Genomic DNA, 12291 nt, shown 5'->3' with positions numbered 1-12291 from the left:
ACGTAGATGGTGGTTTTATAGGCGGGAAAGATGCCTTGACAAGCACCCCCAGACCGCAGGGACGCTTCGTATCGGGGTGCGGGGGTGGGGCTGGGTGCCTCGAACGTGGGTGCAGCGGTGCGGTTTTAGGTACGTGAGGGGAACCCTGAGGGAATCTGATTCCCTCAGGGTTCCCCTCACGTACTTCTGGTCAGGGTTGGGGGCCGATTCGGCTTACTGCCAGTGCGCCTAGTTGGGTGCCTGCGCGTAGTACGTCCACTGTGGACTTTCCGGCCAGCCAGGTGGTGAGGACGCCTGCGTCGAAGGCGTCGCCTGCGCCGGTCGAGTCCACGCAGGTTGTTTCTACTGCGGGGACTGACGCGACGCCGGTTGCGTCGATCCAGCTTGCGCCGGCTAGGCCTGCGGTGACTACTACTGCGCCGACCGTGTCGAGGAGTTCGGTGGCGGAGGACGGGTCTGCTGAGCCGGTTAGGGCGACTAGTTCCTCGGTGTTCGGCATGAGGAGGTCGGTGCCGCGTACGTCGTCCAGGAAGGCGGCTGGGTCGTGGATGTGGGCGGCTGCTTGGGGGTCTACCGAGGTGGTCAGGCCCGCCTCCTTCGCGGCGGCTAGTGCGGCTAGGCCTGCGGGGCGGGACGACGGGTCCAGCAGGACATAGCCGGACAGGTGCAGGTGGGTGGAGCCGGTCAGCGAATCGGGCGTGACGTCTTCGGGGGCGAAGCGTTTGTTCGCGCCTCGGTCGGCGAGCATGCTGCGTTGGCCTTCGCCGTCTACCAGGACGACTACGCAGCAGGTCGGAGCTTCCGGGTCCGTAGCGAAGGCGCAGCGGACGCCTGCGGCTTCCAGTTCCGCCTTGATCAGGCGGCCGCCGGAGTCATCGCCGATTCGGGCTACCAGGGTGGTTTCCGCGCCTAGGGAACGCAGCCACAGGGCGGTGTTCGCTCCCGCACCGCCGCCGGTGAAGCGGATTGCTGCTCTTGCGTCGCCGCCGTGGGGGAGGGGCTGGTCGTGTCGGGCGACTACGTCCAGGCCTGCATCGCCTACTACTACGATTCCGGTCACGACAGGGCCACCGCTACTTCGGTCGCCAGTTTGGCGTTGGACAGCACCAGCGCTTCGTTCGCGTCGATGCTGACGCCTTCGCTGGCGGTGTGGAAATGCTCCAGCAGCACGGGAGTCACGTCTGCGCCGTGTACGTCGCCGTCGGCCAGTTTCGCCAAGCCTTCCTGCAGCAGGCGATCGTGCAGGGCACGGTCCATTTCGGACTCTGCGGGGATTGGGTTTGTCAGCAGTACGCCGGAATTCGCGTAGCGGCGGTGGGCGGCGATTACTGCGGCGGCTTGTTTCGCGTCCTCTACGCGCCAGCCGACGGGGTGGCCGGAGGAGCGGAGGTAGAAAGCCGGGAAGTCGTCGGTGCGGTAGCCGAGGACTGGGACCGAGTTCGTTTCCAGGACCTCGAGGGTGGCGGGGATGTCCAGGACCGATTTCACGCCGGAGCACACGACCACGGTGGGCACCTTCGCGAGGACGCCGAGGTCTGCCGAGACGTCCCAGCTCTGTGCCGCGCCCAGGTGCACGCCGCCTAGGCCGCCGGTCGCGAAGACGCCGATTCCGGCTGCTGCGGCGAGGGCGGAGGTGCCCGCGACCGTCGTCGCGCCGGAGCGGCCCAGGCCGACGGCGGGGCCGAGGTCGCGCAGGGACAGCTTGTCCAGGTTGGCGTCCGAGGCGCAGACGCGCTCCAACTCGGCGGGGGAGAGGCCGATGACTGGCCGTCCGTCCAGTACGGCGATGGTGGCCGGAACGGCGCCGCCGTCTCGTACGGTTTGCTCGATTCGGCGGCCGACGTCGAGGTTCCGTCCGTACGGGAGGCCGTGCGAGAGGATCGTGCTCTCAAGGGCGACGACGGGGCGACCGTCGCGCAGCGCCGAGGCGACTTCCTCGTGGACGAACAGGGGAGTGGTCTGGGTGGTCACGACCGGACATCATCTGTGATCGTCGCGTGCGCTGCGGCATCGGGTCAGCTCTGCCTGCAGATTTCGTCGCGCGGCGGTCTCCCAGCGTGAGCGGGCGGTTTCGGTGAGGTACAGCGTGGGCCGCGCGAGGAGGTTTTCTAGGACGGCGGCGCGGCCGGTTGCCCAGGCGTCGTCGGGGTAGCGCGCGTACTCCTGGCGCACGTTGTCCACGTACGCGGCGTACACGGCAGGCGGTGCGCCGAGGATGGCTAGGTCGGCGTCGAGGAGGGCTGCTGCGGCGAAGTCGCCTTCGGGTGCTTCGTTGGCGGCGGTGGCGAGTATGAGTGCTTCGGCCTGGTTGCTGTGCGCGTCAGCAACCCCTGCGCGAGTAAGCCAGCGACGCAGCCATTCGGCGCTGCGCTGTTCGTCTTGGCCAGGTACGGCGTCGTAGACCACGTCGTGTGCCCACGCGGCGAGGACGACGACGGCGCGTTCGTGGAACGGCAGGTCGGCCGCTAGCTGCTCCGAGTCGTGCGCGACGGCGGTGGCGTGGGCGAGGTCGTGGTAGCGGCGGTGCGGTTCGGTGTAGCGCGTTTCGAGGTCGGCCCAGGCGTCGTGGCCGACGTGGTGGTCGCCGCCGAGGCGGGTCAGCGCGCTGTGCCACCGGGGTGCGGACTCGTGCGGCATCCGGGCTCCTGAGGGGTCCCATGGCAGGTCAGGCGAGCCTAGCCAGGCATTACCGCGGGCGCGGCGCTGAGGCATGATGGTGGGGTGAGCACCGAAACGCTGACCAAGCCGGAGACCGACAGCACCGAGTCGACCGACGACGACTCGCCGAAGATGTTCCACTACGTGCGCAAGAACAAGATCGCCGAGAGCGCGGTCATGGGCACGCACGTCGTGGCGCTCTGCGGCGAGGTCTTCCCGGTCACGAAGTCGCCTAAGCCGGGGTCCCCGGTCTGCCCCAAGTGCAAGAAGATCTACGAGGGCCTCCGTCCCGGCGGCGACGACTGACCGTTTCCCGCGCGTCCCGGTGCGCGGGAACAAAGGTGAAAATCCTTCACTCGGTGGCTGTGCACCCGGGGAGGAACTGGTAGACCTGCGTCCGGCCAGTCGCCTCCCCGCAGGAGTGTCCCCGCATGCGCGCAACCGGGATCGTGCTTTCCCTCGTCGTCCTGCTGTCCGCCTTCAGCGCCGTCGCGGCGGGCGCCGCGAACGCGGTGACCGGGTGGACCACCGTCGGCTCAGACCGCGCCCGTCCGCTTGATGAAAGCCAGGGCCTCGCCACGGTCGAGCGTTCGTCGGGCACGAGCATCCGCTACACCGGCATCGGCACGGTCGACCCAGGTCTGGCCGCGAAGGGCTGGAACCACATCGGCGACCCGGGGTCCGCGAAGGGCTGGTACGTCGAGCCCTATCAGCGTGACGACCGCGGCGCGAAGCTCTTCCGCGTCGAGGCCCCGGACGGCTCCCGCGCCGATTACCAGCACGCGCTGGAATCATGGGAGGCCAACAACAATTCGTTCGCCGCGGTGTCGCCCGACGCGCGCTGGCTGGTGTCCGGCGAGTGGGGCACGATGGACCGGCTGCTCGTCTACCCGATGCCCGGCGTCGCGGCCACCGACCCCGGCCAGAACCTCCCGTACGCCTCGGCGATCCGGCTCGACCACCCGGTGCGCGACGTCCAGGGCTGCGATTTCGTCTCCGCCACCCGGATGATGTGCTCGTCGGACGACCCGGACGGCAGCCTCTTCGGCACCACCAAACCGTTGCTGCAGGTCGATCTCTCCGGCCCCGTCTCCGGTTCCGACGTCACCGGGCACGTCACCTCGCTCGGCCAGCTTCCGCTGCAAAGCGGCTGCGGCGGCAACTTCGAGGTCGAGGGCATCGACTACGACGAGCGCGACGGCACCCTGCGCGTGGTCGTGATGTCGCCGAGCGTCTGCATCGCCTTCGACAGCAAGACGTGGCGGTTCCGCCAGGGCTGACCCCTGTGCTCAGCCTTGCTGCGGACGGCGCTGGCGCGGTTCCGGGCCGGGAGACGGCTCGGAACCGGCGCGTTCCCCGGCCGCCCGCTCGGGCCCCGGGAGCTGCACGGTCTCCGATCCGGAGTGGTTCACCTCGGCGCCGTTCGATTCCTCGTGGCTTTCTTCGGAGTTTTCGGGATGCCGTTTCGGCCGGCGCAACGGCATCGTCGTGCGATCCCACAGCTTGCGGCCCTCCTCGGCCCGCATCCGCTCGGTCGCGCGTTCCATCTCCAGCCGCCGCCATTTGCGCCGCTGCCGCCGGGTCGCCTTCGCGGGCCACAGCTCCTGGATCGCGCTGTTGAAATACGCGCCGCCGACCACAGCGAGTCCGATGAAGAACATCAGCAGCAGGAACGCGATCGGCGCGGCCAGCGCGCCGTAGGTGTAGCCGGTTTTGGTGATCCAGTTCAGGTAGATCCGCAGCCCGATGCTCGACACCAGGAACACCACGCCGGCGAGCATCGCGCCCGGCAGCCCTCGGTGCCACGGCAGCCGGCGCGGCAGCGCGAGCTTGTACAGCGTCGTCAGCGCGAGCGCGATCATCACGCCCAGCACCGGGTAGTAGAGCGTGCCGACCCAGGACGAGACCGTCGGCCGCCAGTCGACCGGGAAGAACTCCGGCAGCAGGTCCGGCCCGATCGCCAGCAGCGGCAGCCCGATCACGAGCCCGATCAGCGCGCACAGGTACAGCAGCAGCGCGAAAATCCGCTGCCACACCTCGTTGCGCACCCCGTACTGGTCGTGCGCGACGGTGATCGCGTCGACGAACGACGACATCGCCGACGACCCCGCCCACAGCGAGATGACGAAGCCCACGGACACGATCTCGCCCTTGCCCACGGTGAGGATGCTGTTCACCGTCGGTTCGATGATCTCCTGCACCGCGTTCGCGCTGAAGATGGTGTGGCTGAAGGTGATGATCCGGTCGTGCACCGCGGTGACCACGTTCTGGCCGAACCACTCGCCGATGAACCCGACGCTGCCGAGCAGCCCGAGCAGCAGCGGCGGAAGCGACAGCGTCTGCCAGAAGGCCGCCTCGGCGGCCTCGGAGAAGATGTTGCCCTCCCACGCTTTCGCGAGGGTGCGGGTGAACAGCCGCCACGGTCCCCTGCGCACGGTCTTCTCCGGCACGCTCTTCTTCGGCACTGCCTCGCCGTCCGGCTCTGCCTCGCCGGCGTCCGGTGTCACCTCGCCCATGGTGTGTCCCAGCATGGTCCATGCGCGCGGTTTTGGCTCGTCACCCCCGCCGAGAGGGGGCGTGTCGGAGGACACCACCCGTGGCGGTGCCCGGCGCCCGCGGGCGCGGAAGGTAAGCTGGCCGACGTGCCCTCATCGCGGCGCCCGGCGGCGAAGCCGGTGCCACAGTGGGGGTTTTCGCACGTCACGGCCGCGCCGAGCGGCCCGAGGAGGGGGTGAACCGAGTTTTGTCCGAGACGACCCAGCCGGTCCTCGGGGCGCCGCCCGCAGAGAAGGACTCCACCGCGCGCCCGCTGCGCGCCTGGCAGCGCCGAGCGCTCACGAAGTACCTGTCGAGCCGGCCGAAGGACTTCCTCGCGGTCGCGACGCCGGGCGCGGGCAAGACCGTCTTCGGCCTCCGGATCGCCGCCGAACTGCTGTCGGACCGCACCGTCGAGGCCGTCACGATCGTCACCCCCACCGAACACCTGAAGCACCAGTGGGCGTCCGCGGCCGCGGCGGCGGGCATCCCGATCGACTCGAACTTCCGCAACACCACCGGCGTCACGTCGTCGGACTACCGCGGCGTCGCGGTCACCTACGCGCAGGTCGCCGCGCACCCCACGCTGCACCGGGTGCGCACGGAGAACCGCAAGACCCTGGTGATCCTCGACGAGATCCACCACGCGGGCGACGCGAAGTCCTGGGGCGACGCGACCAGCGAGGCGTTCACGCCCGCGGTGCGCCGTCTCGCGCTCACCGGGACGCCGTTCCGCAGCGACGACTCGCCGATCCCGTTCGTCACCTACGAACCGGACGGCGGCGGGTTCCAGCGCAGCAAAGCCGACCATTCCTACGGCTACTCCGACGCGCTCGCCGACGGCGTGGTCCGGCCGGTCGTCTTCCTCGCCTACTCGGGTGAGGCGTCGTGGCGCACGAGCGCGGGCGAGGAGTTCACCGCGCGGCTGGGCGAGCCGCTCACCGCGGAGCAGAACGCGCGCGCCTGGCGCACGGCGCTCGACCCGGCGGGCGAATGGATCCCGGCGGTGCTGCAGGCCGCCGACACGCGGCTCAGCCAGGTGCGCCAAGGCATCCCGGACGCGGGCGGCCTGGTCATCGCCACCGACCAGGACACCGCGCGCGCCTACGCCAAGATCCTGGAGCGGATCTGCGGCGAAACGCCGACGCTGGTGCTGTCCGACGACCCGAAGGCGTCCGGGCGGATCAAGGAGTTCTCCGAGACCAAGGAACGCTGGATCGTCGCGGTCCGGATGGTGTCCGAGGGCGTCGACGTCCCGCGGCTGGCCGTCGGCGTGTACGCGACCAGCGCGTCCACCCCGCTGTTCTTCGCGCAGGCCATCGGCCGCTACGTGCGGGCCCGGAAAAAGGGCGAGACGGCGAGCATCTTCCTGCCGAGCGTCCCGGTGCTGCTGGAGCTGGCGAGCGAGCTGGAAGCGCAGCGCGACCACGTGCTCGGCAAGCCGCACCGGGAGAAGGAAGGCTGGGACGACGAGCTGCTCGCCCAGGCCAACCGCACCGAGGACGAACCGGGCGAGGAGGAGAAGGCGTTCACCTCGCTGCACGCCTCGGCCGAGCTCGACCAGGTCATCTACGACGGCAACTCGTTCGGCACCGCGGTCTTCTCCGGCTCCGACGAGGAGCAGGAATACCTCGGCCTTCCCGGGCTGCTGGAGCCGGACCAGGTCCGCGCGCTGCTGCGCAAGCGGCAGGAAGAGCAGATCACCGACGAGAAGCGGCGCAAGCCGAAGACCGAGGAACCGGCCGCGCCGCCGGTCCGGTCGCAGTCGGTGAGCGAACGGCTCGGCGCGCTGCGCAAGGAGCTCAACGCGCTGGTCGGCGTGTACCACCACCGCACGAAGAAACCGCACGGCGCGATCCACAACGAACTGCGCCGCCAGTGCGGCGGCCCGCCCACCGCGATGGCGACGGTGGAGCAGCTCGAAGAGCGGATCGTCACGCTGCGCTCCTGGTAGCCCAGCGGGATTCCCGCGCGTGTTCCCGTCCTCGGGAGCACGCTCCTTGACCTGGTAGAACCGCGTGTCCGGTTCGGCCAGGGCGCCCGATCGGGCACTCCTGCCCTCTCGACCGGACAAGACCGGACAACTTCTCGTTACGCTCGGTACGTGGCCGAGGTCACTCCGTCAGCCGAGCCGCCAGATGAGGGCCGTGTTGCCGAACTGTGTCCATTTGGTGTCGGTTACTCGATCCCGGCATCTTCCCCAGAGCCACTCGGCGGCATATGTTGTCGGCCACAACATATCTGCGACGGTGCACCGGGGACCTTCTCCGATCACCCCGCGAGCATGATCGGAGAAGGAACGAGGATGCGCACCAGAACCCTTACCCTCCTCGCCGCGACGGTGAGCGCCGGCCTGGCGCTTTCGGCGTGCGGCGCCAACAGCGCGGGCTCCGGCAACTCGGGGGACAGCAAGAGCTCCGCCTCCGCCCCGGCGGGCGGCGGCGCCAGCGGCAAGGTCGGCGTGATCCTGCCGGAGACCGCCACTTCGGCCCGGTGGGAAGCCTTCGACAAGCCGATGCTGCAGGCCGCGCTCTCCGCGCAGGGCTTCAGCGCCGACATCCAGAACGCCCAGGGCGACAACCAGAAGTTCTCCACCCTCGCCGACGGCTTCATCAGCTCGGGCGTCAAGGTGCTGATCATCGCCCCGTCCGACCCCGCGGTCGGCGCGGCGATCGAGGCCAAGGCCAAGAACGCGGGCATCCCGGTCATCGACTACGACCGCCCGAGCCTCGGCGGTTCGGCCGGCTACTACGTCTCGTTCGACAACGAGAAGGTCGGCGAGATCCAGGCGCAGGGTCTGGCGGACGCGCTGAAGAGCAAGCCGGGAGCCAACGTCGTCCAGATCGAGGGCGCGCCGACGGACAACAACGCGACGCTGTTCGCCAACGGGCACGACAAGGTCCTCAAGCCGCTGTACGACTCCAAGGCGCTGAACCTCGTGCAGAAGCAGGCCATCGACAACTGGGACGCCCAGGTCGGCGGCACGACCTTCGAGCAGATCTTCACCCGCGTCAACGGCAAGGTCGACGGCGTCGTGGCGGCGAACGACGAGCTGGCCGGCGCGGTGATCACCGTGCTGAAGAAGAACGGGCTCAACGGGAAGGTCCCGGTCACCGGCCAGGACGCGACCCCGGCCGGCCTGCAGGCGATCCTGCGCGGCGACCAGACGCTGACGATCTTCAAGCCGATCAAGGAAGAGGCGGAGAACACCGCGAAGCTCGCGGCCGCGCTGGCCAAGGGCGACACGGCCGCCGCGGACGCGATCGCCACCGGCAAGCTGCACGACCCGAAGAACAACCGCGACCTGAAGTCGGTGCTGCTGCAGCCGCAGCTGATCACGATCAAGGACATCAAGACCGTGGTCCAGCAGGGCTACGTCAAGGCGTCCGACATCTGCACCGGCGACCTCGCCGCCAAGTGCACCGAAAACGGCATCTCCTGACGCCGTAGCACCTCCCCGCCAAGAGCAGCCGGGCCGGGACGCGTTCCCCCGACACGCGTTCCGGCCCGGCATCCACGCGAGAGACAAGCGAATCCCATGAGCGAGCCCATTCTCGACATCACTGGCCTGAACAAGAGCTTCGGCCCGGTCCACGTCCTGCACGACGTGGACTTCGCCGTGCGGGCGGGCGAAGTGACCGCGCTCGTCGGCGACAACGGGGCCGGCAAGTCCACTTTGGTCAAATGCATCGCGGGCATTCACCCGTACGACACCGGATCCGTCCGGTTCAACGGCGCGGACGCGCACATCCGCGGCCCCAAGGACGCGGCCGAACTCGGCATCGAGGTCGTGTACCAGGACCTCGCGCTGGCCGACAACCTCGACATCGTGCAGAACATGTTCCTCGGCCGCGAGCGCGGCAGCAGCTGGCTGCTCGACGAGGCCAGCATGGAGAAGGCCGCGCGCGAGACGCTGGCGTCGCTGGGCGTGCGCACGGTGAAATCGGTCCGCACCCCGGTTTCCTCGCTGTCCGGCGGGCAGCGCCAGACCGTCGCGATCGCGAAATCCGTGCTGTGGAACAGCAAAGTGGTCATCCTCGACGAGCCGACCGCCGCGCTCGGCGTCGCGCAGACCAAGCAGGTGCTCGACCTGGTCCGCAGGCTGGCCGAACAGGGCCTCGGCGTGGTGCTGATCAGCCACAACATGGCCGACGTGTTCGAGGTCGCGGACCGGATCGCGGTGCTCTACCTCGGCCGGCTCGTCGCGGACGTCCAGACCAAGGACGTGACGCACAGCCAGGTCGTCGAACTCATCACCGCGGGCCGATCGGGCGACCTCGGCCTGGCCCGTCCCGAAGCTGTCGCGCTGTGAGCGAGAAAGAACCTGCCATGACCGAAACTTCCGAGAAGCCGCAGACTCCGGACGCGCCCACCGGGGCGATCGCCGACTTCGGCATCGACACCACCTCGATGTCCACCGGCGAGGCGATCAAGGACTACTTCGCGCGGATGAAGGACGGGCAGCTCGGCTCGATTCCCGCCGTGCTCGGCGTGATCGTGCTCGCCGTCCTGTTCAGCGCGCTGTCCGGCGACTTCTTCACGCTGCAGAACATCGCCAACCTGCTGGAGCAGGGCGCGGGCCAGACCATCATCGCGATGGGCATCGTGTTCGTGCTGCTGCTGGGCGAGATCGACCTGTCCGCGGGCACCGCTTCCGGCGTCTGCGCGTCGCTGATGGCGCTGCACTACGTCCACAATGGAAACTTGCTGGGTTCCATGGGAACCGGCGTCTTCATCACGTTCATCGCGGTGCTCGTGCTCGCGGTGGTGCTCGCGCTGCTGCAGAAGATCTGGGCCGGGGCGGCGGTTTCGCTGGTCGGCATCGTGGTGATCCTGGTCGGCGCGCCGGTCAACGCGTGGGTCGAAATGCTCATCGCGGTCTGCACCGGCACCGCGATCGGCTGCATCACCGGTTTCCTGGTGTCGAAGATCGGGATGCCGTCCTTCGTCGTCACGCTGGCGCTGTTCATCGTGTGGCAGGGCGTGATCCTGCAGTTCGTCGGCGAAGGCGGCACGCTGCCGATCAGCACGAGCGACACGCTCAACGCAGTAGCCAACGGCAACCTCTCGGTCGCCAGCAGCTGGGTGCTGTTCGTGGTCGCGGCGGGCGGATACGCGGTGCTCGCGCTCGGCCAGCACTTCTCGCGGCTGAAGCGCGGGCTGGTGGTCCAGCCGACGCCGATCGTGCTGGCGAAGGTCGGCGCCATCGCGGTCGTCGCGGCGGTCGCGACCTACCTGCTCACCATCAACCGGGCGTCGAACGACCTCGTCGTGATCGCGGGCGTGCCGTACGTGGTGCCGATCGTCCTGGCGCTGCTGGTGGCGGGCACCTACGTGCTCAACCGCACCAAGTACGGCCGGCACCTGTACGCGGTGGGCGGCAACAAGGAAGCCGCCCGCCGGGCCGGCATCAACGTGCCGAAGCTGCGCACCAGCGTGTTCGTGATCAGCTCGTCGTTCGCGGCGATCGGCGCGATCGTGTACTCGTCGAAGGTCGGCTCCGTCAGCGGCCAGTCCGGCGGCCTGAACACGCTGCTGTTCGCCGTCGGAGCCGCGGTCATCGGCGGCACCTCGCTGTTCGGCGGCAAGGGCCGGATCATGGACGCGGTCATCGGCGGCGCGGTGCTGGCGATCGTGAACAACGGGCTCGGCCTGCTCCAGCAGAAGGCCGCGGTGGTCAACATCATCACCGGTCTGGTCCTTTTGCTGGCCGCGACCGTCGACGCGCTCTCGCGACGGCGGGCTGAGGCATCGGCTCGCTGAGGGCTGATGGGAAGATGACGCGGTGAGCAGCCCGCCCGTCGCCCGCCCGGACGAGGTGCGCCGGCACAACCGCACGACCCTGTTGCGCCTGCTGCACGTCGGCGGGCCCAGTACGCGGGCTGCGCTGGCCACCGAACTGGGGCTCAACCGGAGCACCATCAAGACCCTCGTCGACGGCCTCGCCGAGGCGGGAGTGGTCGAGGAGAAAGTGCCGAGGCCGGGACGAGGGGCGGGCCGCCCCTCGCTCCTGGTCCTGCCGCAGCCGCACGCCGCGGTGGTGCTCGCAGTCGACCTGCAGGTCGAGCACGTGGCGATCGCGCTGGTCGGGCTCGGCGGGCAGATTCTCGGGCGCAACAGCTGGAATCTGCACGCCCGGACGCGGACCGCGGACGAGGTCATCACGCACGTGATCGAGTCGACCCGGGTGCTGGCCGGAGATCTCGGCGTGGAGCCGGTGGCGGTCGGCGTGTCGGTGCCCGGAGTGGTCCGGCGGGCGGACGGGCTGGTGCACGAGGCACCGAACCTGCGGTGGACCGATGTGGCCCTCGGGGACCGGCTGTCCGCGGTGCTGCGGATCCCGGTGCTGGTGGCCAATGACGCCGAGCTGGGAGCGGTTGCCGAGCATCTGCGCGGGGCGGCCCGGGGGTCTTCGGATTCGGTCTACGTGTCCGCGGATGTCGGCGTGGGCGGCGGGGTGATTTCGCAGGGGTCGTCGCTTCGTGGGGGAGCGGGGTACGTCGGCGAGATCGGGCATATGGCGATCCGGCCTGGCGGGCGGGCTTGTTATTGCGGGAGCCGCGGGTGCTGGGAGACCGAGATCGGCGAGGCGGCGTTGTGCCGGGCGTTGGGGCTGCCTGAGGACACTCCCCGGGGCGCGATTCTCGTTGAGCTGCGTGAGCTGGGGTCGGATGCTGACTCGGCTGCTGCTCGGCTCGAGGAGTACGCGGAGTGGCTCACGTTGGGGTTGGTCAACGTGGTCAACCTGCTCGGGCCTGAGCTGGTGGTGCTGGGCGACTTGCTGACGGTGCTGCCGGAGTCGGTGATCCGGGCTGTCGCCGAGGAGGTTCGGCGGAGGAGTCTGGTTTCGCGGGCTGTCGGGGGGACTCGGATTGTCAGCTCGGCGTTGGGGGCGGATGTGAAGCTGCTGGGGGCGGCTGAGGTGGCGTTCGAGGTGGTTCTGGACACGGTTTGAGGCTTCTTTCCCTGTGGCGTTGCACGCCACAGGGAGGTTGCGGGTGGGCGTCCGGCGAAGGCGAGGACGACCGCGTCCGGCGACAGGTTCAGCTCGCGGCGCGCGTCCACCTGCGAGCCGGGCGTGAACCGTTCGAGGTCGAC

At 69.2% G+C, this 12291-nt stretch carries 11 protein-coding genes; 7 read left to right on the top strand and 4 right to left on the bottom strand.

The features are described 5' to 3' along the window. Positions 1-190: 190 nt before the first annotated feature. The 3 genes from ACWDNU_RS42970 to ACWDNU_RS42960 are packed head-to-tail and all read right to left on the bottom strand — an operon-like array spanning position 191 to position 2637. A complete protein-coding gene (locus ACWDNU_RS42970) occupies positions 191-1060 on the bottom strand; it encodes a carbohydrate kinase family protein (protein WP_449673084.1) in 870 nt (289 codons plus the stop codon). After that, the gene (locus tag ACWDNU_RS42965) at positions 1057-1971 is read right to left on the bottom strand and encodes a pseudouridine-5'-phosphate glycosidase (protein WP_449673083.1); all 915 of its coding nucleotides are present in this window, start codon (positions 1969-1971) and stop codon (positions 1057-1059) included. Before ACWDNU_RS42965 ends, ACWDNU_RS42970 begins: the two co-directional genes overlap by 4 nt. 9 nt (positions 1972-1980) lie before the next feature. Further along, positions 1981-2637 carry an HD domain-containing protein gene (locus ACWDNU_RS42960; protein ID WP_449673082.1) on the bottom strand — a complete coding sequence of 219 codons (657 nt, stop codon included), beginning with the start codon at positions 2635-2637 and terminating at the stop codon, positions 1981-1983. Between the two features lie 84 nt (positions 2638-2721). Here ACWDNU_RS42960 and ACWDNU_RS42955 point away from each other — a divergent pair, with 84 nt between their 5' ends. Next, a complete protein-coding gene (locus tag ACWDNU_RS42955) occupies positions 2722-2964 on the top strand; it encodes a DUF3039 domain-containing protein (protein ID WP_020657970.1) in 243 nt (80 codons plus the stop codon). A gap of 125 nt (positions 2965-3089) precedes the next feature. Next, positions 3090-3938, top strand: coding sequence for a hypothetical protein (locus ACWDNU_RS42950; protein ID WP_370938912.1), 849 nt, complete (start codon positions 3090-3092; stop codon positions 3936-3938). 9 nt (positions 3939-3947) lie between these two features. Here ACWDNU_RS42950 and ACWDNU_RS42945 read toward each other — a convergent pair whose 3' ends face one another. Next, entirely contained in the window at positions 3948-5174 is a 1227-nt protein-coding gene (locus tag ACWDNU_RS42945) for a YihY/virulence factor BrkB family protein (protein ID WP_449673085.1), read from the bottom strand. A gap of 215 nt (positions 5175-5389) precedes the next feature. Here ACWDNU_RS42945 and ACWDNU_RS42940 point away from each other — a divergent pair, with 215 nt between their 5' ends. The 5 genes from ACWDNU_RS42940 (at position 5390) to ACWDNU_RS42920 (ending at position 12148) form a co-directional block, all read left to right on the top strand. Beyond that, complete coding sequence (locus tag ACWDNU_RS42940) at positions 5390-7147, top strand: DEAD/DEAH box helicase (RefSeq protein ID WP_378407682.1); 1758 nt, start codon at positions 5390-5392, stop codon at positions 7145-7147. 351 nt (positions 7148-7498) lie between these two features. Continuing rightward, positions 7499-8635: a substrate-binding domain-containing protein gene (locus ACWDNU_RS42935; RefSeq protein ID WP_449673081.1), complete on the top strand. Its 1137-nt coding sequence runs from the start codon at positions 7499-7501 to the stop codon at positions 8633-8635. Positions 8636-8731: 96 nt separating this feature from the next. Then, a complete protein-coding gene (locus tag ACWDNU_RS42930; RefSeq protein WP_116205952.1) occupies positions 8732-9505 on the top strand; it encodes an ATP-binding cassette domain-containing protein in 774 nt (257 codons plus the stop codon). 17 nt (positions 9506-9522) lie between these two features. Further along, positions 9523-10956 carry a sugar ABC transporter permease gene (locus ACWDNU_RS42925; protein ID WP_449673080.1) on the top strand — a complete coding sequence of 478 codons (1434 nt, stop codon included), beginning with the start codon at positions 9523-9525 and terminating at the stop codon, positions 10954-10956. A gap of 22 nt (positions 10957-10978) precedes the next feature. After that, on the top strand, positions 10979-12148 hold the full coding sequence (locus ACWDNU_RS42920) for an ROK family protein (RefSeq protein WP_370938904.1): 1170 nt from the start codon (positions 10979-10981) through the stop codon (positions 12146-12148). Positions 12149-12291: the final 143 nt, after the last annotated feature.

This window comes from Amycolatopsis sp. NPDC003676, from assembly GCF_053587275.1.
The sequence above is the reverse complement of the archived record's forward strand: the minus strand, read 5'-3'. Positions and strand labels throughout refer to the sequence as shown.